20 protein-coding genes are annotated in these 22,613 nt (G+C 43.0%); 19 read left to right on the forward strand and 1 reads right to left on the reverse strand.

Annotated features, from left to right (window positions below; translation table 11 throughout):
- Nucleotides 1-179: 179 nt before the first annotated feature.
- The 14 genes from allC to D1B31_RS19440 all read left to right on the forward strand — a co-directional run bounded on the left by allC (nucleotide 180) and on the right by D1B31_RS19440 (nucleotide 15,445).
- Nucleotides 180-1,406 (forward strand): allantoate deiminase, encoded by a 1,227-nt coding sequence (gene allC / locus D1B31_RS19380; RefSeq protein WP_118923521.1) that lies wholly within the window; start codon nucleotides 180-182, stop codon nucleotides 1,404-1,406.
- A 34-nt stretch (nucleotides 1,407-1,440) separates the two neighbouring features.
- On the forward strand, nucleotides 1,441-2,205 hold the full coding sequence (gene allE, locus D1B31_RS19385) for a (S)-ureidoglycine aminohydrolase (RefSeq protein ID WP_118923523.1): 765 nt from the start codon (nucleotides 1,441-1,443) through the stop codon (nucleotides 2,203-2,205).
- Between the two features lie 15 nt (nucleotides 2,206-2,220).
- Entirely contained in the window at nucleotides 2,221-3,270 is a 1,050-nt protein-coding gene (gene allD / locus D1B31_RS19390; protein WP_118923525.1) for an ureidoglycolate dehydrogenase, read from the forward strand.
- A 56-nt stretch (nucleotides 3,271-3,326) separates the two neighbouring features.
- Nucleotides 3,327-4,376, forward strand: a complete 1,050-nt coding sequence (allD, locus tag D1B31_RS19395; RefSeq protein ID WP_118923527.1) for an ureidoglycolate dehydrogenase — start codon at nucleotides 3,327-3,329, stop codon at nucleotides 4,374-4,376.
- Between the two features lie 198 nt (nucleotides 4,377-4,574).
- Nucleotides 4,575-6,320: an acyl-CoA synthetase FdrA gene (gene fdrA, locus D1B31_RS19400; protein WP_118923529.1), complete on the forward strand. Its 1,746-nt coding sequence runs from the start codon at nucleotides 4,575-4,577 to the stop codon at nucleotides 6,318-6,320.
- Nucleotides 6,321-6,444: 124 nt separating this feature from the next.
- Entirely contained in the window at nucleotides 6,445-7,725 is a 1,281-nt protein-coding gene (locus tag D1B31_RS19405; protein ID WP_118923530.1) for a YlbE family protein, read from the forward strand.
- Nucleotides 7,725-8,621 (forward strand): oxamate carbamoyltransferase subunit AllH family protein, encoded by an 897-nt coding sequence (locus D1B31_RS19410; protein WP_118923531.1) that lies wholly within the window; start codon nucleotides 7,725-7,727, stop codon nucleotides 8,619-8,621. Before D1B31_RS19405 ends, D1B31_RS19410 begins: the two co-directional genes overlap by 1 nt.
- A 36-nt stretch (nucleotides 8,622-8,657) precedes the next feature.
- Nucleotides 8,658-9,596 (forward strand): carbamate kinase, encoded by a 939-nt coding sequence (gene arcC, locus D1B31_RS19415; RefSeq protein WP_118923532.1) that lies wholly within the window; start codon nucleotides 8,658-8,660, stop codon nucleotides 9,594-9,596.
- 131 nt (nucleotides 9,597-9,727) lie between these two features.
- Nucleotides 9,728-9,925, forward strand: a complete 198-nt coding sequence (locus tag D1B31_RS24445; RefSeq protein WP_158587621.1) for a hypothetical protein — start codon at nucleotides 9,728-9,730, stop codon at nucleotides 9,923-9,925.
- Nucleotides 9,906-11,048, forward strand: a complete 1,143-nt coding sequence (locus tag D1B31_RS19420) for a sensor histidine kinase (RefSeq protein ID WP_118923533.1) — start codon at nucleotides 9,906-9,908, stop codon at nucleotides 11,046-11,048. The genes D1B31_RS24445 and D1B31_RS19420 overlap by 20 nt, the downstream gene beginning before the upstream one ends.
- Nucleotides 11,045-11,749 (forward strand): response regulator transcription factor, encoded by a 705-nt coding sequence (locus D1B31_RS19425; protein WP_118923534.1) that lies wholly within the window; start codon nucleotides 11,045-11,047, stop codon nucleotides 11,747-11,749. Before D1B31_RS19420 ends, D1B31_RS19425 begins: the two co-directional genes overlap by 4 nt.
- Before the next feature lie 287 nt (nucleotides 11,750-12,036).
- Nucleotides 12,037-13,005: a ring-cleaving dioxygenase gene (locus tag D1B31_RS19430; RefSeq protein WP_118923535.1), complete on the forward strand. Its 969-nt coding sequence runs from the start codon at nucleotides 12,037-12,039 to the stop codon at nucleotides 13,003-13,005.
- Between the two features lie 143 nt (nucleotides 13,006-13,148).
- Entirely contained in the window at nucleotides 13,149-13,781 is a 633-nt protein-coding gene (locus D1B31_RS19435) for an FMN-dependent NADH-azoreductase (RefSeq protein ID WP_118923536.1), read from the forward strand.
- 266 nt (nucleotides 13,782-14,047) lie between these two features.
- On the forward strand, nucleotides 14,048-15,445 hold the full coding sequence (locus D1B31_RS19440; RefSeq protein WP_118923538.1) for a M28 family peptidase: 1,398 nt from the start codon (nucleotides 14,048-14,050) through the stop codon (nucleotides 15,443-15,445).
- 97 nt (nucleotides 15,446-15,542) lie between these two features.
- Here D1B31_RS19440 and D1B31_RS19445 read toward each other — a convergent pair whose 3' ends face one another.
- Nucleotides 15,543-15,767, reverse strand: a complete 225-nt coding sequence (locus tag D1B31_RS19445) for a hypothetical protein (RefSeq protein ID WP_118923540.1) — start codon at nucleotides 15,765-15,767, stop codon at nucleotides 15,543-15,545.
- Between the two features lie 1,246 nt (nucleotides 15,768-17,013).
- On the opposite strand from D1B31_RS19445, the gene modA reads away from it, so the two are divergent.
- The 5 genes from modA to D1B31_RS19470 all read left to right on the forward strand — a co-directional run bounded on the left by modA (nucleotide 17,014) and on the right by D1B31_RS19470 (nucleotide 22,595).
- Entirely contained in the window at nucleotides 17,014-17,775 is a 762-nt protein-coding gene (gene modA, locus D1B31_RS19450) for a molybdate ABC transporter substrate-binding protein (RefSeq protein WP_118923606.1), read from the forward strand.
- A 187-nt stretch (nucleotides 17,776-17,962) separates the two neighbouring features.
- Nucleotides 17,963-18,637 carry a response regulator transcription factor gene (locus tag D1B31_RS19455; RefSeq protein WP_118923542.1) on the forward strand — a complete coding sequence of 225 codons (675 nt, stop codon included), beginning with the start codon at nucleotides 17,963-17,965 and terminating at the stop codon, nucleotides 18,635-18,637.
- On the forward strand, nucleotides 18,637-20,010 hold the full coding sequence (locus tag D1B31_RS19460) for a sensor histidine kinase (RefSeq protein WP_118923544.1): 1,374 nt from the start codon (nucleotides 18,637-18,639) through the stop codon (nucleotides 20,008-20,010). Before D1B31_RS19455 ends, D1B31_RS19460 begins: the two co-directional genes overlap by 1 nt.
- 76 nt (nucleotides 20,011-20,086) lie before the next feature.
- On the forward strand, nucleotides 20,087-20,473 hold the full coding sequence (locus D1B31_RS19465; protein WP_118923546.1) for a hypothetical protein: 387 nt from the start codon (nucleotides 20,087-20,089) through the stop codon (nucleotides 20,471-20,473).
- A 1-nt stretch (nucleotide 20,474) separates the two neighbouring features.
- Nucleotides 20,475-22,595 (forward strand): MMPL family transporter, encoded by a 2,121-nt coding sequence (locus D1B31_RS19470; RefSeq protein WP_118923548.1) that lies wholly within the window; start codon nucleotides 20,475-20,477, stop codon nucleotides 22,593-22,595.
- Nucleotides 22,596-22,613: the final 18 nt, after the last annotated feature.

Genomic DNA, 22,613 nt, shown 5'->3' on the forward strand with positions numbered 1-22,613 from the left:
AAACATCGGCAAAAGGCCCGATGTTTTTTCTTCCACATTGCTTTTGTCCAATGTGGATAAAAAAACATATTAATTTTATCTATATATCATAATGAAATCTAAAGTGAAAATGCTTACACTAAAGTAGGGAAGAATAGATATGAATCGTTATCTGAACTTTTTTCTTGGGGGTAACACCAATGGATGATTTACAAAGAGAAGTAGCTGAAAGATTGGATTGGTTAGGCGAGTTTGGAAAAGATCCAAAAGGAGGAGTCAGCCGCCTATTATATTCCAAAGAGTGGACCGAGGCTCAGCATGCTTTAAAAGCTTGGATTGAGCAAGAAGGCCTGGAAGCCCAATTTGATGAAATTGGCAATTTATTTGGGGTATTAAAAGGAAAAGATACCGGCGAAACAGTTCTTACGGGTTCGCATGTTGATACCGTTATAAACGGCGGGCGATATGATGGCGCCTATGGAATTGTGGCTGGAATCCTTGCGCTGAAGTATTTAAAAGAAAAATATGGCCAACCGCTTCGAAACATTGAAGTCGTTTCAATGGCAGAAGAAGAAGGTAGCCGCTTCCCTTATACCTTCTGGGGCTCAAAGAACATTGTAGGATTAGCCAAACGTGAAGATGTTGAAAATATTCGCGATTTTGAAGGCACATCGTTTGTTGAAGCAATGAAGAGCTCAGGCTTTGATTTTAGAGATGAATCGAAAGAAGCGCGAAAGGACATCAAAGCGTTTGTTGAAGTTCATGTTGAACAGGGAAGTGTGTTAGAAACAGAAAAGAAATCAGTTGGTGTGGTACATAGTATTGTTGGTCAGCGAAGATTTACTGTTGAAGTAGTGGGAGAAGCGAACCATGCAGGTACAACTCCAATGGGATACAGAAAAGATGCAGTTTATGCTGCAAGCCAAATGATATTCGAACTGATTAAGATGGCAAGAGAAGTGGGCGACCCACTTGTCACAACAGTCGGCAAGATTGAGGTGCAGCCGAATATCGTCAACGTTGTGCCTGGAAAAGCAATCTTCACCATAGACGTGCGCCATACAGATAAAGAGGCAATCGTATCCTTTACAGATCAGATCACTGCAAAAATTAATGAGGTTTCAAAAGAACACGGTGTTGAAGCGGCCATTGACATGTGGATGGATGCAGACCCGGTTCCAATGGACCCCCAAGTAGTTGAATTGATTGAGAAGCAATGTAAGGAAAACGGTTTGAATTATAAGTTAATGCATAGCGGCGCGGGACATGATTCGCAAATTTTTGCGCCACATGTGCCGACAGCAATGTTATTTGTACCTAGCCTTAAAGGGATTAGCCATAATCCAGCCGAATATACCGAGCCGGAAGATTTAGCTGAAGGGGTTAAAGGACTCATTGGCGCCCTTTATGAACTAGGTTATAAATAAGATACAAAAACTACGTTTAGAGGAGATATGAGATATGGGTTATCCAAAAGATATTCTTACTAGCAGATCCATTATTAAGCATGGTAAATATGCTCTAATTGCCCCTGAGGGTTTGGTAAATAATGTTGTCCCTGGGTTTGAAAATTGTACCATCTCCATTCTTGGATCACCAAGGCTTGGTGCAAGCTTCGTAGACTATATCGTGACCATGCATGAAGGCGGTAAAAACACGGAAGGTTTCTGCGGCCAGGAAGATGTAGAGTCATTTGTTTATGTACTTGAAGGAAAAGTAAAAGCATCAGCTGGCGAACAGGAATATGTCCTTGATGGCAGCGGCTACTTATACTGCCCGCCAGGAGTGAAAATGTACCTTGAAAACCTTGAAGCCGGCGATTCAAAGCTGTTCCTTTATAAGCAAAAACACAAGCCGCTTGAAGGACGTAAGCCATGGGTTGTATCTGGGCATGCTGACCAAATTGAGTTTGCAAATTATGACGATATGCATAATGTCCATCTTAAAGACTTATTACCAACAGATATTGCTTTTGATATGAACTTCCATATTTTATCCTTTGACCCAGCGGCAAGCCATCCGTTCATAGAAACGCATGTTCAAGAGCATGGCGCTTACCTGCTATCCGGTGAGGGAATGTACAATCTCGATAATAAATGGATTCCAGTGAAAAAAGGCGATTATATCTTTATGGGACCTTATGTTCATCAGGCAGCATACGCGGTTGGGCGCGAGCCGCTTGCATACCTCTACTCAAAAGATTGCAACAGAGATGCTTCATTATAAAAAGTAGGTGCACAAATGAAAGTAACAAAAGAACAGTTAAAAGAATTAATAAAAAACAAGCTTCATAAAGCAGGCCTTAAGGAAGACCATGCCGACACAGCAGCAGATATTCTTGTGTTTGCTGATGAGCGCGGAATTCATTCCCATGGGGCAATGAGAGTAGAGTATTATGCTGAACGAATTGCAAAAGGCGGAATTAATGCCACCCCTGACTTTCAATTTGAAAAAACGGGTCCTTGCACAGGAGTCTATCATGCTGATGGCGGTTCGGGTTTTGTAGCAGCGAAAAATGCTATGGATGAAGCGATTGCGATGGCAAAAGAAAGCGGCGTGGCCATTGTAGGGGTAAAGAATATGTCACATAGCGGTGCCATCTCTTACTTCACCCATCAAGCAGCCGAGGCAGATTTAATAGGGTTTTCAGTCTGTCAATCGGATCCGATGGTTGTCCCATTTGGCGGGGCTGAACCTTATTACGGGACTAACCCAATAGCCTTTGCCGCACCGAGCAGCGATGGAAAAAAAATAACCCTGGATATGGCTACAACAGTTCAGGCATGGGGTAAAATCCTCTATGCCAGGTCCAAAAATGAGCCAATTCCAGACACCTGGGCTGTTGACAATAACGGGGAAGCAACAACAGATCCATTTAAGGTAAATGCGCTCTTGCCAATAGCCGGGCCAAAGGGCTATGGATTGGCAATGATGGTTGACGTTCTTTCCGGAATCCTACTTGGGCTTCCTTTTGGGAACAAGGTATCCTCCATGTATGATGATTTAACAGCCTACCGCAAATTAGGCCAGCTTCATATTGTCATTAATCCAGCTTTCTTCACAGGGTTAAGCGAGTTTAAGCAAGACATAACACAAACGATGGAAGACTTAAATCAGATTAAACCTGCGCCAGGTTTTTCTAAAGTTCTATTCCCTGGGCAAAACAATGACATGGTCATAGCGGAGTACCAGGAAAAGGGAATTGAAATTGTAGACGAAATTTATGACTATTTAATCTCTGATACGATTCACAACAATAAATACGACCACAAAAACCCATTTGCTAAATAGAGACAATCCTTCTAACAGACAGCTTAAAACCTACTATACCCAAAGAGGTGCGACAGATGAGGGTAACAAAAGAACAATTAAAAGACTTAGTTGTCAATAAGCTTCATAAAGCAGGCCTACTAGAGGAGCATGCAGCTGGTGTAGCGGATGTACTTGTTCATGCAGACGCTAGAGGCGTACATTCCCACGGCGCAATGCGAGTTGAATATTACGCTGAAAGAATTGCTAAGGGTGGAATCAATAACAGCCCCGAATTTAAATTCGAAAAAACAGGACCATGCTCAGCGATTTTTGATGGTGATAATGGAGCTGGACACGTGGTGGCGAAATTGGCCATGGATGAAGCGATAAAAATGGCCAAGGAAAATGGAATTGCTGTGGTGGGTGTAAGGAGAATCGGCCATAGCGGGGCTCTTTCATACTTTGTTCAGCAAGCGGCAAATGAAGATTTGGTTGGAATCTCTGTCTGTCAATCCGACCCAATGGTCGTACCATTTGGCGGTGCCGAGCCTTATTACGGGACAAATCCAATCGCTTTTGCCGCTCCTGGCAAGGACGGAGAGCATATTACATTTGATATGGCAACAACCGTGCAGGCTTGGGGAAAAATCCTTCATGCCAGATCGAAGAATGAACCGATCCCTGCTGACTGGGCTGTTGACGTTAACGGGGAGCCGACAACCGATCCATTTAAAGTCAATGCATTATTGCCGATCGCTGGACCAAAAGGCTATGGCCTGATGATGATGGTGGATGTTCTTTCGGGAATCCTCCTGGGACTGCCATTTGGGAACAAGGTATCTTCGATGTACCATGATCTGACAGAATATCGAAATCTTGGTCAGCTGCACATCGTTATCAATCCGGAATATTTTACGGGATTGGGTGCCTTTAAGGAGGCAATTGCCCAGACGATGCAAGATTTAAATAACATTAAGCCGGCACCGGGATATAAAAAGGTTTCCTACCCAGGCCAAAGAAGTGCCGAGAGAGAACAAGCGTATGAAAGGGACGGCATTGAAATTGTCGACCATATTTACGAATATTTAACATCAGATGTCATTCATAATAACGCCTATGATAATAAAAGCCCTTTTGCAAAATAATTGAAGATATCATTTTTTTATAAAAGGGCGACTAGAATAAGTCGCCCTTTCCAATTTAAAAGTTGAAAATTCACATAATTAAGCAATAGGATAGAAACCGCCTTCCATTGCAGAAGATAAGAATAGTGCTGCAAGCAGAGGGAAATAGCGAGAAAAATGTTTCTAAGCCAAAAAATAAAAAAAGAGGTGCTTCAACGAATGCTTTATACCATTATTAAACAGAATTCCTACCAGGATTCCATTAACTTAATGCTTCTTACGAATAAAATTTCTACTATGGACGGAATTAATAAAGTCCAGGTTATGATGGGAACTCCGGCCAATAAAGATATCTTTAAATCGTCTGGCCTTTATACAGAAGAGCTTGAAAAAGCAGCTCCAAATGATATGTGTATTGTTGTTGATACAGATTCCGAGGACAAGGTACAGGAAGTTCTTGACGAAGTTGAGGACTACTTAAAGAACCAGTCAATCGCAGGCAGCAAGCAGGACTTTGAAACTGTACGTACATGGGATAAGGCACTTAAAGTTATGCCAGACGCGAATGTTGCTTTGATTTCCACACCGGGGCAATATGCGGCGGAAGAAGCAGACAAAGCGCTTGACAATGATTTGCATGTCATGATTTTCAGTGACAACGTATCAATCGAAGATGAGCGCCGCCTCAAAGAAAAAGCTCATGAAAAAGGCCTTCTCGTCATGGGCCCTGACTGTGGTACAGAAATTTTGAGTGGCGTACCGCTCGCATTCGCGAACGTTGTGAAGAAAGGAAATATTGGACTTGTTGGCGCTTCAGGAACTGGAATCCAAGAAGTGACCGTCCAAATTGACCGTCTTGGCGGCGGTGTGACCCATGCAATCGGAACTGGGGGACGTGACCTTTCTGATAAAGTCGGCGCGATTACAATGATTGACGCAATTAAAGGTTTGGCTGCGCATAATCAAACAGAGGTAATCGGAATTGTTTCGAAGCCGCCTGCAAAAGAAGTGCGTGACCAAGTGGTTGAACTCCTCCAAAGTCTGTCAAAGCCTGTTGTGGCGATTTTCCTAGGTGAAAAGCCGCACAATCATGAAGGAAACATCTATTATGCCAATACACTTGAGGAAACAGCAGCCATCGCGGTAGATCTTTCAAAAGGGAATCCTGTTAAAGGAAGCTACAATCAAATGAATACCGAAGTACCGGCAGTTAATCTAAAGCCTGAACAAAAAACAATTAAAGGGCTTTATTCCGGTGGAACGCTTGGATACGAAGCAGCTACCCTCATTAGCAGAGGCCTTGGTATCGGCTTGAGTGATTCTCACGATGAAGGATACCTGTTACAGGAAAATGGCTTTGATGTAGCTGACCTTGGTGACGATATCTTTACTCAAGGAAAGCCGCATCCAATGATCGACCCTGAAACAAGAGTGAAATACTTCAAAAAGGCAGCTGAAGATGAGTCAACAGCCTTGATTCTTTTCGATGTCGTTCTTGGTTACGGTTCCCATGAAGATATGGCTGGCGCGTTGATTCCTGCCATCCAAAAAATTCAAAGCGATGCAAAAGAAAAAGGCAAAGAAATTTACTTTGTCGCGACTGTTTGCGGTACTGAGCAAGACCCACAAGATATTCAGGAGCAAAAAGCAAAACTTGAGCAAGCTGGCGTTATTATTAGAAACAGCAATAACCAAGCGGTCCGCACAGCTCTTGCCATGCTGGACATCGAGCTGAAAGAAGTCGAGAAGGAATTGGTTTCCGTTAACCAGCCTGCAAAAGCGGAAATTAGCATCTCACCTGCGCTTGAAAAACTATTGAATGAAAAACCAAGCGTGATTAACGTTGGTTTGAAGAGCTTTGCTACAGCCGTTACTGAAACTGGCGGTAAAGCGGTTCAATATGACTGGCGTCCAGTTGCCGGCGGAAACGAAAGAATGCGCAAGGTATTAAGTGTCCTTCGTTAATTGGGTGGAACAAGGATTTTAAATCTAAAAAGAGGGTTGCATTGCAAAAAATGCTAAAGGTTTAGCGCGCTTTGCGGCCCTTTATATTGTAAAAAACGACTTACGAATTCAGGAGGAAAGACACATGTATGGATCATATAAAACAATTGATGAAGCAAACCGCGCGGTAATCGATAAAATCGTATCAGGCGCCCCATTTTTAGTTGATGTTGTCCCAGCAAAATCAGTCATTCAAGAATTAAATGGGAAGGTTCTACTTCATGCAGGCCCGCCAACAAAGTGGGAGAACATGCCAAGCCCAATGCAAGGCTCTTGTGTAGGAGCCGCATTATTCGAAGGCTGGGCAGCAAACGCAGATGAGGCGTTTAAATTGTTCGAGAATGGAGAAGTTGAATTCATTCCATGTCATCATGTAAACGCAGTTGGCCCGATGGGTGGAATCACATCAGGCAATATGCCAGTTGTTGTCGTGGAAAATCGTGACGGCGGGAACCAAGCCTATTGCACAATGAACGAAGGAATCGGTGCAGTACTTCGCTTCGGCGCATATTCCGAGGAAGTAACAAATCGTCTTGCATGGTTCAGGGATGTTCTAGGTCCTGTTCTTTCCAAAGCTCTTCAGAAAACTGAGGACGGATTGAATATTAACGTCATGATCGCAAGAGCTATTACAATGGGCGATGAATTCCACCAACGAAATATTGCAGCATCACTTATTTTCCTAAAAGACATCGCACCATACATTTTACAAACAGATGCATCTGAGAAAGATAAACAAGATGTCATTCAATTCTTAGCTGATACAGATCAGTTCTTCCTAAATATAGCGATGGCAACATGTAAAGCCGTCTTGGATACAGCTAGACAGATTGAGCACGGAACAGTCGTTACGGCCATGTGCCGGAACGGCCACGAATTTGGGATTCGCATTGCGGGCATGGGCGATCAATGGTTTACCGCACCTGTTAATACGCCGCAAGGTTTGTTCTTTACAGGCTATGACCAAGATATGGCTTGCCCTGATATGGGTGACAGTGCCATCACTGAAACATTTGGTATCGGCGGAATGGCAATGATCGCTGCACCTGGTGTTACTCGTTTCGTAGGCGCGGGCGGCTTTGATGATGCACTTAAAACAAGCGATGAGATGATGGAAATTTGTATCGACCAAAACCCTAACTTTTCAATCCCAACTTGGGATTTCCAAGGCTCATGTCTTGGTATTGATGCGAGGAAGGTCGTTGAAACTGGAATTGAACCAGTCATCAACACTGGTATTGCCCATAAAGAAGCAGGGGTTGGCCAAATTGGCGCGGGTACTGTTCGCGCACCGCTTGCTTGCTTTGAAAAAGCAATTGATGCTTATGCGGTTAAACTCGGCCTAATCGAACCAGCTAATTCCTAATGGATAAAAAGACTCTTTTTGGAGAGGAATATAGTCATCTAGTTCCTCTCCTTCTTTGTAAAAAGACGAGAGGCCAAGTCCATAGTATTTTTACAAATGGCTTTAATATTATCATGGGGGACTCTCTTGTTTTTATTGGGAATCGTAAAAACGGTCTCCTGCCATTTGGCATTCATCTTCGGGAAATGGACACTTCTAGGGCCGTTGCCGCTGTAAATAATGGAGACTCGGTTTTTTGGAACATAAAAACGGAGTCTTTGGAATTTCCAAGGATAACGATTCGTTTAAATAAAGGAAAAAGCTTTAAAAATGAATTAGCCGAACTGAAGGAAACGAAGATTTTTGAAGCGAGTTTTGAAAGGCTTTTTACCCAATTAGTCGGTATAGAAGAAAGAACAGGGTTGGATGTTGATATCCAATTATTCTTGGAAAAATGGAATGAACGAAGTGGACAAACATGGACGGATACAGAAACATTTATAATCATGTTGATCGAAGCAGCCACGTCCAGTGACGAGCACTCCATTGAGAAGGCTCTTCGATACTTTCTTGGTAGAGGACAAGGCTTGACGCCTTCGGGTGATGACATGGTTGTTGGACTGCTTGCATTCGATGCTGTCTCCCACTTCATTTTTGCTCCGTTTTATCAAAAGCTTTCCAAGCTATTGGGTGAACCCATTACAACTGATGTGGGCAGAGAATACTTAAGGTATGCATTGGAACATGAATTTAGCTCAACGGTTTCTAAAATGGTCAATGCACTTGTCATCGAACGTGATTCCGACTTCAAAGAGGTCTTTGGGAATTTGCTTGGAGTTGGCCACAGTTCGGGAATGGATACATTATTCGGCATCCTGATAGGAATGCTAGCTTATAAAAATTTTTACAGAGAATAAAACGCAATTTAAATGACAACGGTGGAGAGTGTTAATATGAGTAAAATCGTTCTAGCAATTGGCGGAAATGCCATTATAAAAGAGGGTCAAAAGGGTACGATTGAAGAACAGCAAAAAAATATTAATGAAAGCTGTGAGCCTGTTCTTGGTCTAATCGAGGAAGGCCATACAGTTGTCATCACACACGGTAATGGCCCGCAAGTTGGGAATACGTTAATTAAAGGTGAGATGGCTAAATCGGTCGTCCCAACCTATCCATTAGATGTATATGATGCTGAAACACAAGGGAATTTAGGCTATTTGATTCAGCAAGCTTTTAAAAATAAAATGGTTGAGCGAAATATTAATAAGACAGTTGCCACGATCGTCACACAGTCAGTTGTTTCCAAAGATGACCCGGCATTTGAAGCACCAACAAAGCCAATCGGGCCATTTTATACAAAAGAAGAAATGGAAGAAATAACCAAAAAGGACAACCTTACATTTGTAGAAGATAGCGGAAGAGGCTATCGACGTGTCGTTGCTTCTCCAAAGCCAGTTAAAATAGTTGAAAAAGAAGCAATCGAAGCATTGCTTGAGAAGGACATTACGGTTATTACTGCCGGCGGTGGCGGAATCCCAGTCACCGAAAATAACGGCAAGCTGGAAGGCATTGAAGCAGTCATTGATAAAGATTTCGCAAGCGCACTCTTGGCTGCTGAAATAAATGCCGATTATTTATTCATCGTAACGGGTGTAGAGCAAGTTGCGATTAATTTTGGCAAACCAAATCAACAGAACCTATTTGAAATGACAGTGGAAGAGGCACTTCGTTATATGGAGGAAGGCCAATTTCCAAAAGGAAGCATGGGGCCGAAAATTGAAGCAGCCATCATGTTCCTTCAAAAAGGCGGTAAGAACGTCATCATTACATCAATTGAAAAACTTCAAGATGCTCTTGCCGGAAAAACAGGTACACGTATCGTAATGAAATAATTCAACTAGCCTCTATATGTAAAACATATAGAGGCTTTTTTAAGAATTGTCCTGTTTGTGCACCTAAGTAAGGGGCCAGTGATTTTTTCAGCGTTGATTGAAGCGAAGGGCACCGACTCCGGCGGGATCTAGTGGCAAGGTGGAGACCCCACAGGCGCCTTGGCGCCGAGGAGGCTCAACTGATGCCCGGCGGAAAGCTTGTGCCTCGTGACAAGCGAAAACCGCCTGTCTCTGCGATGATTATTCCCAGAAGCTTTCCTTGCGAAGAGGAAATCAACAACCATAATAAAAGAAAAGGAGGGACATTTTTTGAGAAAATCGGAAAATGACTATTCGGTGATGAAAAACGGCCCAATCAAATTTACGGAGTCTAAGGAACAACATGCCCGTTTAAATGCCGTGTTAAAAAGTATGACTGAAGGAATTATTCTAGCCGATAACAAAAAGAATATTGTTTACCAAAATGAATTTGTCACGCATTCTCTTTTTCCTGGGATGAGGGTTGAAAATCTTCAAACAGAAGTTGAACTAATAAATTTTCTGCAAAAACTCAGCATTTCTGAAAATGACCAACTAAATCAGTTACCACAATTGGAAGATATCTCAGTCAAACTGACGATTGAGAAGGATAAACGATTAAAATATATTATGTTGAATAAATTTAGTGTGTATTCTGATACATCTTATATAGGCAATGGATATTTACTTCGTGACATTACAAAAGAAGAAGAAATTGATCAGCTTAAAAGTAATTTGATTACGATTGCCAGCCATGAATTTAAAACCCCAATCACGAGCATTCGCGGCAGTGTGGAAACATTGATGATCCAGGATGCGGATTGGGATGAGGACTTCAAACAAGAGCTTTTGCAGGGAATTCATGAAGATATTTTACATCTTCAGGATTTGATTTCAGTCTGGCTTGATATCAAGAAAATTGAAATGGGGACGTTGTCTCTAAATAAAGGTCATTTCGTGGTCTCTCAGCTGATTTTAAACACGCTTGACCATTTGCCAAATGAGTTTGTTCAAAGTAAGCTTGTCAGCTTTAAAGAGGAGAATGATGTTAAATTCCCTTTACTGTATGGTGATGAAAAGCGGCTTCAACAAGTACTGCTGAACTTAATTATGAATGGGCTAGTCCACAATGATTCTCCTGCGAAAAAAGTTGAAGTGTCTGTCACTTCAGATTCCCGGTATGTATATATTCATGTGAAAGATAATGGCATTGGGTTTTCAAAGGAACTGAGTAAAAAAATATTCGACCGCTTTTATAGAGCCGATAATTCGCCCCAGCGTAAAACTGGAGGAACGGGCCTCGGTCTATCAATCTGTCTTGGTTTAATGCAAGAGCATAATGGTGATATACTAGTCAAAAGCGAACTTGGAAAAGGCAGTGAGTTTACAATGAAGCTGCCAATTAATCATGATGATCAAGGAGGTTCACGATGAATCTTAAAGTTGCGATTGTGGATGATGAACCTAAAATTGTCAGATTTATCAAGGCGAATTTATTATACAGAGGATATAAAGTAGAAACATTTTCAGACGGAAAGCAATTTCTGGATCATTTTGATTTGCATAAGCTTGATTTAGTCCTGCTGGATGTGATGATGCCGAATATGGATGGGTTTACCGTGTTGAATAGGCTGAGGAAGTTTTCGAATGTTCCGGTTATTATCTTGACAGCAAGGAGTGATTCTAACGATTTGGTAGAAGGTTTTGAGCTTGGGGCCGATGATTATTTAACGAAACCCTTTTCGCTCGATGAACTATTTGCAAGAGTGAAGGCGGTACTCCGAAGAAGTTCCCATAAAGAGCCGATAGGGCATGAGGAAAAGTTGGTTGCCGTTGGCGGGTTTAAAATAAATCTCGCCCAAAAGCGAGTATTTGTTGATGAGAAGGATATGCACTTCACAAATACAGAGTATTTGATTTTGGAGAAGCTGGCCATCCATGCCGACAAAATTGTCAGCCATGAACAAATTCTCGTTTCTGTATGGGGAGAAGAGTATAAAGATAGAGTCGAGTATTTACGAGTGGCTATCGCCAGAATACGGAAAAAGCTAAAGGATGCAGGATGCACGGATATTTCAAATATCATATGTACGTATCCGGGGATTGGATATTCCTTTATAACGAAGGGAAAATAGAAAAAAATAGGACTCAAACATTGATCGAGTGTAGTGTATTTTATGTACACTTCTCGATCTTTTTTAATTTAAACGAACGTTCGATTTAATTGGAATGAAGCTTGATGGTTCAACCATTTTCTCTTAATTGACCTTGTTTTTATGCAAGCAAAAGTACAGAACAGAGGGGGGATTGACAAGGAAATTTAAAAGTAGTATTATTATCTCGAAGGTGAGATAACTTAATTAAGTGTAATTTTGCGATTAAAAATAATAAAAAACGAATGGTTAAAGGAGTGAACTAAAAAGTGGAACTATTAGGATTGCACCATGTATCAATTTTGACAGGAAAAGCAGAAAAAAATTACGAATTTTATACGAAAGTTTTAGGACTGAGATTGGTGAAGAAGACGGTGAATCAGGATAACACAGAATCCTATCATCTTTTCTATGCTGATGCAGAAGGAACCCCAGGCACGGAGGTAACGTTCTTTGACATTCCACACCTTGGAAAAACATACAGGGGTACTTCAGACATTTCTACTGTATCGCTAAGGGTTAAAAATTCAGATTCATTGTTATTTTGGAAAGAACGCTTTACACACTATGGCGTTGAACAGGATGATATTCAAAAAAGAGCGAATCGGGATTCATTGGCTTTTAGAGATTTCGAGGGAACCCGTTTAATCCTTGTCGCTGATAACGATGAAAAAGGTGTAAAAGCAGGAGTTCCTTGGCATAGAGATGACATCCCATTGGAGCATGCCATTATTGGTTTAGGCCCTGTTACCCTCACAGTCGCAATAGCAGAGCCAACAATCGGAGTGTTGACAGAAGTGTTGGGGTTTCGATATGCCGGGTCCTATCCGTCACTGGAAGGGGATTATCCTGAGCTAATGGTTTATACAACTGGTGAAGGGGGCAGCGGTGCAGAAGTTCATATAGAAACAAGATCTGACTTGCCGAGGGTTCGCTTAGGGCGTGGAGGCGTTCACCATGTGGCTTTCCGTGTTCCGAATGAAAAAGAATACGACCAATGGGCAGAGCGTTTGAAAGAATATAGGTTACCGAATTCAGGCAAAGTAGAACGGTATTACTTCAAAGCATTATATTTTAGGGAACCGAATGGGATTTTATTTGAATTATCAACGGACACACCAGGATTTGCGGTAGATGAACCTATGGAAACAATGGGGCAAAAACTGGCTCTTCCCTCATTTTTGGAACCGAAACGGAGAGAGATTGAAGATAAATTAAGGCCTTTACAATTACCTTAAATCTGGCTTGACCGGAGGAATCTGTTAAAGGGCCTGTGAAGGGTTCAAGTGGAATTATTTTTCGATTGACTAAAATGCTCGTTTAATATATTGTTAATCCGAGATAGTTAAATTCAAGGCATCTAAAGGAGATTTATAACATAATGAATATTCTAGTAGTAAAAGCAAATAACCGTCCTGCTTCAGAAGCAGTATCAACTAAAATGTATGAAACTTTCATGCAGAACCTTGAAGGTGTAAACGTAACAACATATGATGTGTTCGCGGAGGATATGCCATACTTTGGCCAAGATTTATTCAATGCTTTCGGTAAAGCAGAATCTGGCGAAGAAATGACGGATGTAGAACAACGTATTTTAGCTGCCAAACAAAAAGCGATGGATGCATTAAAAGCAGCAGATGTCGTTGTATTCACGTTCCCGTTATGGAACTTAACAATTCCAGCTAAATTACAAACTTTCATCGACTATGTCTATCAAGCTGGCTTCACATTCAAATATGACGAAAATGGACAATTAGTACAATTAATGACTGACAAAAAAGCCGTTATTCTAAGCGCGCGTGGTGGAGTTTACTCAACACCTGAAGCTGCACCAATGGAAATGGCTGCTAACTATATTAAAAATGTTTGTGGCGGCGTATTCGGTATGGAGATCATTCAAGAAGTGATTATTGAAGGTCATGCTGCAATGCCAGACCAGGCTGAAACTATCATTGCTGAAGGTTTGGCAAAAGTAGAAGCTGTAGCAAAAAGTTTATCAGCAGTAACGGTTTAATTATTAAATGCGGTCTAAATCAAAATGGAGTAAAATCTAAATTTAGATTTTACTCCATTTTTTTTGACGGCTGGTATCCCGTCAGTTTTTTCCGTTTTAAATCGCTTTTAGTCTTATTTTGTAGAGTTTTTAGAAATAAGAAATATCATTACATAAAGAAGAGGTCTTTATTCCTATCGTCAAATAGGAGTAAATGACCTTTTTTAATTTTCTGAATAATGTAGGATAAAATAGTAGTACTATTATAATAGTTTAGGAGGAGACGTATGAAGAAGAAGCCATTTTTGAGTGCGGCCTTAGCGGCAGGACTAGCGCTCAGCTCTCTTGGAGCATCTGTTGTTTTTGCAAAACCGGTGGAATCACAGAAAGTAGAGTCATTCCATGTGTTTGACAAAAAGGTGCTTAACAACCTCAATGTCGATAACATTTATAACAACATAGAGTATCTCTCCCGTACTCCGAGGGTAGCCGGAACGGAGGCGGAACAAAACGCCATCCGCTATGTAAAGGAGCAGTTTGAATCGTACGGGTATAAAACGGAGCTTCAGGAATTTGAATTCTATGGGTATAAAGCACCAGATGTTGTTCAGTTATCGGTTAGCGGCTATTCAGGAGACCTCAATCCTTTATCATTTACATACGGGATGGATGGCAATGTCACTGCAGAGCTGGTTTACGCTGGGTTGGGACGAGTCCAGGATTTAGCCGATAAAGACTTAACCGGAAAAATTGCTCTCGTACAGCGGGGTGAAATCTCATTCGCCGATAAAGTTCTCAACGCTGCGGCTAAAGGGGCGGCAGGAGTGATTATTTTTAACAATGCCGCTGGTGTGATCAATGGAACACTTGGTGAACCAAATGATAACTATGTCCCTGTTGTGTCGATTTTACAGGACGCTGGCCAGGCATTGGTTTCTGCCCTTAATAACGGACCTCTCACAGCCACCATCAAAATTGAAGGGGCCGAGGGCGGGCTTCGCACATCTCATAATGTCATTGCCACAAAAGCTCCTACGAATAAAAACAAAGCAACAAACAAAATTGTCGCGCTTGGGGCCCACCATGATTCCGTTGACGGAGCGCCAGGAGCAAATGATGATGCTTCAGGTACAGCGATGACACTTGAACTCGCGCGTGTGATGAAGAATATTCCAACTGAAACTGAACTGAGATTTATCACGTTTGGAGCGGAAGAGCTTGGCCTGATTGGCTCACGCTATTATGCAAGCAAGCTTTCTGAAGACGAAAAGAACCGTTTCATCGGTTACTTTAATATGGACATGGTTGGCAGCCGCGATGCTGGTCATCTGGTCATCAATGTAGCTGATGGCAATCCGAACATTGTCTCTGATACAGCACAGGCTTCGAGTGCCCGTCTTAATGGTGCTCCAACGCCATTGGAGACTGGAGGAAGCAGTGACCACGTATCGTTCACCGAAGTTGGGGTTGCTTCTGCATCGTTCATTCACCGCCCACTGGAGCCTTGGTACCACACTCCGGAAGACACCATCGATAAAATCAGTAAAGAAAAGCTTCAGGACGTGGCCCAGATTGTCGGTACAGCGGTATATGACCTCGTCCGCCCAGAGAACCAAGGACCTAAAGTGGCAAAAGGCAAAGCGAAAAAATTGTCTCACTTGTACCATGAGGAGCAAGTTCAATGACCAAAATAAATCTTAATTGAATAACAATAGAAATGACGTGTGGATTGATCACACGTCATTTTTTCTTGCAAGCTTTAGTTAATGTTCCAACTTTGCATTACATGAATTTATTCTCATCTTTAGGATTGTTCAACATCGTTTTTTCAAGCTCAAGCCTCATTTTCTCTGTCTCAATTACATAGTTTTGGTGTTTGAGTTTTTCCAGTTCCAGTTGGTCTTTCACGATATTGGCTCTAATTGTTGACTGTTTTTGTAAATGGCTTGTAATAATAGCGGTAATTGGGATCCCAAATATCAAAATAGCAGCAATCGTCCCGGTCATGACAGCCCCTCCACTCATTTGGTTTCATGTACTGTTAAGTAAATGATAACAGACTCTTCCGTCAATTTATAATGCTTTTTCAATAATAATCTAGTAAGTCACTCGCCATACGGTGACAAATTCCTAACATAGCGCCTAGAAAAGCAGATGTTCTGCGATTTGCGCCAAAGCCTCAGTTAAAATCGGATTGAATGGCGCGCAATTCCACGATTCGCGCCAAAGCTTCAGTTAAAATCGGGTTGAATGGCGCGCAAGTCTATGATTCGCGCCAAAGCCTCAGTTAAAATCGGATTGAATGGCGCGCAAGTCCGCGATTCGCGCCAAAGCCTCAGTTAAAATTGGATTGAATGGCGCGCAAGTCTGCGATTTGCGCCAAAGCCCAGTTAAAATCGGATTGAATGGCGCGCAAGTCTGCGATTCGCGCCAAAGCCTCAGTTAAAATCGGGTTGAATGGCGCGCAAGTCTGCGATTCGCGCCAAAGCTTCAGTTAAAATCGGGTTGAATGGCGCGCAAGTCTATGATTCGCGCCAAAGCTTCAGTTAAAATCGGGTTGAATGGCGCGCAAGTCTGCGATTCGTGCCAAAGCCTCAGTTAAAATCGGATTGAATGGCGCGCAATTCCACGATTCGCGCCAAAGCCTCAGTTAAAATCGGATTGAATGGCGCGCAAGTCTATGATTCGCGCCAAAGCCTCAGTTAAAATCGGATTGAATGGTGCGCAAGTCTATGATTCGCGCCAAAGCCTCAGTTAAAATCGTGTTGGATGGCGCGCAAGTCTACGATTCGCGCCAAAGCCTCAGTTAAAATCGGGTTGAATGGCGCGCAAGTCTGCGATTCGCGCCAAAGCCTCAGTTAAAATCGGGTTGAATGGCGCGCAAGTCTGCGATTCGCGCCAAAGCCCAGTTAAAATCGGGTTGAATGGCGCGCAAGTCTACGATTCGTGCCAAAGCCTCAGTTAAAACAATAGTAAAATCTATGTAGGCGAGCTAATTTTGAAAGCTTAGTGAAACATGGACCCATTAAGCAACCGCTCTGTGGGGATAAAGTATAATAGGAAAGAGTAATGAAACTGGCTAATAGTGCTGGGCATGAGGGGTACTTAAATATTAACTAAAAATGGAAACGGAATTATAATTTTATTATATTGGAAGCTGCATAATCCAAGCGATTCAGATTTAATAAATGAGAAAGTTGATAAAAAGGGAAGGAAGAGACTTTTGAAAAAACTAACTATTTTTATTTCGCTGATGGTGGTATTGACAGCTTTAGCAGGATGCGTAAAAAATGATAGACAAAGGGGCAACGGTAAAAAGCCAGGAAAAGAAGTTGAATTGACTGTTTCCGCAGCAATCAGCCTGCAAGGTGCTTTAGACGAAATAGCGGCCAATTTTGAAAAAGAGAATAAAAATATAAAAATCAACTATAACTACGGAGCATCCGGTGCGCTGCAACAGCAAATCTCCCAGGGAGCGCCTGTGGACCTGTTCTTCTCGGCCGCTACTGACAAAATGGATGCCCTCGAGAAAGATGGGCTGATTGAAAAGGGGACAAGGGTTGAGCTTGTCGGAAATGAAATTGTCCTTGTTGTACCGAAAAATTCTAAGAAGAATATTAAGACATTCGAAGATTTGGCAAAAGCTGATCGAATTTCAATCGGGACTCCAGAAACGGTGCCAGCGGGTAAATATGCAAAGGAAACGCTAGAAACCTTGGGAATTTGGCAGGCTGTCAAAGAAGTGGTTTATGCCAAGGATGTTCGCCAGGTGCTGACTTATGTGGAGACAGCCAATGTGGATGCGGGGATTGTGTATAAGACGGATGCGATGGGTTCAAAGAAAGTGGGGATTGCCGATACGGCCGCCGAAAATACACACGGACCGATTGTGTATCCAATTGGAGTCATAAAGGATAGCCGTCATCTTAAAGAAGCAAGGGTTTTTTATGATTATTTGATCAGTGATGAGTCGGTTGATGTTTTAGAGAAGCATGGATTCAAAAGCCTTAAATAATAATGCATTGAGAATGAACTCCTTGTTCATTCTCTTTTTTGTCGGTTATTTTTATTTTACGGTATGCTATGGTTAAAGTGGTTTTTGAATGATGGAATGAAGGAACGGGCCTCTTGCTATTCCGAGGATAGGTGTCTGAATGAGGCACTAGAACCGTCCCCGTGCCTCACTGAATGGAGTGTGGATGATGCGAAGGATTCTTGTGGTGGATGATGATCGAAATATTTTGGATTTGGTTGGGATTCATGTGAGCCGGGCGGGGTATCAGGTGCTGAAGGCGGAGGATGGGTTTCGGGCGCTTGAGATTCTTGAGTCGGTGCTGCCGGATTTAGCGATTGTGGATGTGATGATGCCGGGGCTGAATGGGTTTGAGCTGACGGCGAGGATTCGGGACGATTATGATATTCCTGTATTGCTGCTGACTGCGAAGGGGGAGTTGGAGGATAAGGAGCAGGGATTCCAGGCGGGTTCAGATGATTACCTTGTGAAGCCTTTCGAACCGAAAGAACTGTTGTTCAGAATCGCGGCGATTTTACGCCGCTATGATAAGCCGGCAGATTCAATTTTGCAGGTGGGATCAATCACGATTAACCTGAAAAGCTTTGAAGTAACAGCTGGCAAAAGCACCTTGCTCATGCCTCTAAAGGAATTTGAACTGCTTACTTTATTGGCCTCGAAGCCGAATCAAGTATTTCAACGCGCAGCGATTATGGAGAAAATCTGGGGTTATGATTATGAAGGAGACGAGCAGACGCTGAATACGCATATTAAACGGATCCGGGAGCGGCTCGCTAAAATTGCGGACGATGTGGAAATTGCGACAGTGCGCGGAGTGGGCTACAAGCTTGAGGTGCATTCTTAATGAAATCCTTATATGGGAAATTCCTGCTCATGACGATGCTGATCATGGTGTTCAGCTCAGTTGCCGGGTTCCTTGTAGCGAACACGTATTACCACCGGGTCATGAAAGAGCGGAATGATACGAAGAATGTCCAAATTGCCGGAACGATTGTCGGCCATATTGAAAAATCGCCAAAGATGGATTTAACGAATTATCTTGAAACGGTCGGGGATATCGGCTACCAGTTGTATGTAGTGGATGAAGCTGGCGGAGAAACATTTTATGGGGGCCAATACCGCTTAAAAAACCTGGATTCTTCCGTTGTCCAGTCCGTGCTTGGCGGCGAAGTCTATCATGGCATGCGGGAATTCCCGCGGGAGACGTTCATGACCGGTTTTTTTGCCAATGAATTGTCAAATACAATTGGTGTCCCATTTACGTTTGAAAATAAAAAGTATGCCATGTTCATAAGACCGGATATCAAGCATTTATTCAGCGAGGTGCATACCATTTTAGCCTGGCTCATAGTCGTGACGGCTATTTTAAGCTTGTTTGCAATGCTGCTTGTGGCAAAAATGCTGATTGTCCCGATTACGCAATTGACCGCGGCAACGAGGCGAATCGCCAATGAGAATTATGATACCCAGCTGGGCATTGATCGAAGAGATGAAATTGGCCAGCTGGCGGCAAGCTTCAATAAAATGGTCGGACAGCTTCAGGAAAATGATAAAATGCGGAAGGAATTTATCAGCAATGTATCACATGACTTCCAATCCCCGTTACAGAATATTAAGGGCTATGCCGGCTTGCTGAAATCGGCGGACATTACAGTTCAAGAACGCGCCAATTATGCAGGGATCATTGAATCAGAAACGAACCGTTTGTCAAAACTGACCCGGCAGCTTTTGCTGCTCACTTCTTTGGACCAGTCGTCCAGGCTCGTAACGTTCAAGGAGTACCGCCTCGATGAACAGATTAAAGCAACTGCAAATAAATACCGTTGGTGGCTTGAGGAAGAAAATATCAATTTATCTATGATCGTGGAACCGATTATGTACATGGGCGATGAATCGTTAATGGAGAATGTTTGGGTTAATCTGTTATCCAATGCCATTAAATATAACAAACTAGATGGGGAAATTTCGATAGAGCTTGCCCAAACGGATAGCACTGTCGAGGTGGTCATCCGGGATACCGGAATTGGCCTCAATGAAGAAGGGGAGGGAAAGCTGTTCGAACGATTTTACCGGGCGGATGCCTCGAGGACGAAAGAAGGAACCGGCCTCGGTTTATCAATCGTGAAGCAAATCGTTGAGCTTCATAATGGAGAAATCACTGTTCATAGCACTCCGGGCCATGGAACTGCTTTTACAATTAGACTACCTAAATTGTAACTCCGAGTTCATATAGAGTTCATGTTGCCAGATTAACATTAACCCCGTAGACACAAAATCTATGGAGGTTGACATGATGGAAACAAAATGGAGTTTACGATTAATCAGGCTCGCGGCCATTTTTGGTCTGGTCGGAGCCGTATTAGGTTCACATATGGCGGGTTCGGGAGGATATCAGTTCCGCCCGGTTCATGCCCATATTCTTGTAGTAGGCTGGCTGTCCGTTTTTGCATGGGGGATTTTCTACCGTGTTTTTAAAATCAAATCTTCTAAATTAGTCTCAATTCATGGATGGACGACTGTAATTGGTTCAATTGGATTAACAGCGGGCATGTGGCTGAACGCGATGATGGATAGTACGTTCGTCCTCGTTTTTTATATTGCCGGCGGTTCAATCCTGTTGATAAGCTTTGGAATCTTTATTGTCACAACATTCATGATTGATACGAAAGAAGGCAGCTAACATGATGAAAATCCTCAGAGAGAAAAAAAGATGGATTATTATCTTGTTCTACTGGCTTCTTGCTGCAGGAGTGCTTTCGAGCATCGCGCCTGGCGCAAAAGAACAAACTTCGCCGGAAAAGAACTTCGGTTTACCCGAAACGGCCGAATCCATTAAAGCAGAAAAAACCCTCAAGGAATACTTCCCTTCGTCAGAAGGAGTTCCGCTATTCGTTGTCATTCATGGCAAGGACGGCCTGAATGATGAAGATGTTGAAAAAGCCATTAGTAATGTAGAGAAAGTCATGAACGAGACTGAGGAGGACTTGTCGGTTGTGCCGCTTTCGATGATGCCAAAGCCGGCGCGCGCCTCGTTCTTTTCGGAAGACAATACAACATTTTTTATACCCGTCCTGTTTCCTGTAGGGATGGAAAATAAAGCAGTAAAATTGCAGATGGACGAGCTGAAAAAAGAAGTGGCGAAAGATATGCCTTCCAATCTTGAGACCTACTTTACTGGTCCGGCAGGCATTATGGCGGATACGTATGAAATGTTTTCAAAAGCTGACGTTGTTTTAATTTTGGCAACAGTAGGGCTGATTTTTGTCGTTCTGATTTTAATTTACCGCTCGCCACTGCTTGCATTTATCCCGTTGATTGGGGCGGGGATATCGTATTCAGTCGTTGACCGGCTTCTTGGGTTGATGGGCAAATATGACTGGTTCAGAATCGAAAGCCAGTCACTGTCCATCATGATGATTCTTCTGTTCGCGGTCATTACAGACTATTCACTCCTGCTGTTTGCCCGTTTCCGTGAAGAGCTTGAAAAAGGCCTGCCTGTGAATGATGCGATGAAAAATGCGGCCAAATTTGTGACAGAGCCGATCATCTTTAGCGGCGGGACCGTTCTTATGGGTATGCTGACGCTGTTCTTTGCGGTTTATGAGGCTTACCGTAATTTTGCTCCTGTATTTGCCGTGGCAGTCGCAGTTATGCTGCTGACGGGTTTAACTTTGATGCCGGCGCTCTTTGCGATTGCGGGCGAGAAATCTTTTTGGCCGTCGAATCCCCGTAAACGCGCGGTTAAGCGGGCTGGAAAGGAGGGCTTCTGGCATAAGCTTGGACGGTTTGTAACTGAAAAGCCATGGATATCGCTGATTCCGGTTTTGGTCATCTTAGTATTCTTCACGTCTATGGTCAGACAGACGCATTACACCTTTAACCTGCTTGATTCGTTCCCGAAAGAGATGTCATCCATCCAGGGCTACAATAAGCTGAATGATGCCTTCTCGGCAGGGGAAATCGCGCCGACGACCGTTATTGTAAAGGCAAAAAATGATTTGGCGCCGGAACAGGTCGAGGCGCTTGCCAAGGAACTGTATAGCCTTGACGGGATTTCCAAAGCAGAAATCCAGGGTCATCCATTCGCTGAGAACCATCAGAATGTCGCGAAAATCAATTTGGTTTTCAAAAGCAATCCTTACACTGAAAAGGCTTTTGACGAACTGGAAAAGCTTCGCACTCAATCTCCGGAACTATTAAAAGCGAGTAAAATTGCTGATGCAAAACTGTTGTTTGCCGGTGAAACCTCCCAAAAAACCGATATCCGAAATGCCAGCCACGATGATGAGATTCGTATTATCGCCATTGTGACGGTGCTGATCCTGATAATGCTTGCCATCCAGACCCGTTCTTTAGTGGCCCCGCTCTATATGATGGGCACCATTCTTTTGTCCTACGGGGCCGCGCTTGGATTCAGTATATTCTTCTTCCAGGATCTACTCGGTTATCAGGGCATCAGCTACCGGATTCCGCTTTATACGTTCGTATTCCTTGTAGCTCTCGGAGTTGACTACTCCATCATGCTGATTTCCCGCATCCGGGAAGAGAAGAAACACCTTCCAATTAAAGATGCTGTGAGGGAAGGGGTTGGAAAAACAGGCGGGGTCATTTCATCTGCCGGTCTGATTTTAGCTGCAACGTTCGCGGTCCTGATTACTCAGCCGGTAGTAGAGCTTCGCATATTCGGCTTTACTGTGGCAATCGGGGTGCTCGTAGACACATTTATTGTCCGCCCGATTGCGATTCCGGCATTGATTTCCATTCTTGGAAAGTATAGCTTTTGGCCTAAAAAGGTTAATTAAGGGCACTACACACAAAAG

It is taken from the genome of Neobacillus notoginsengisoli (assembly GCF_003515685.1).
GTDB lineage: Bacteria > Bacillota > Bacilli > Bacillales > Cytobacillaceae > Bacillus_D > Bacillus_D notoginsengisoli.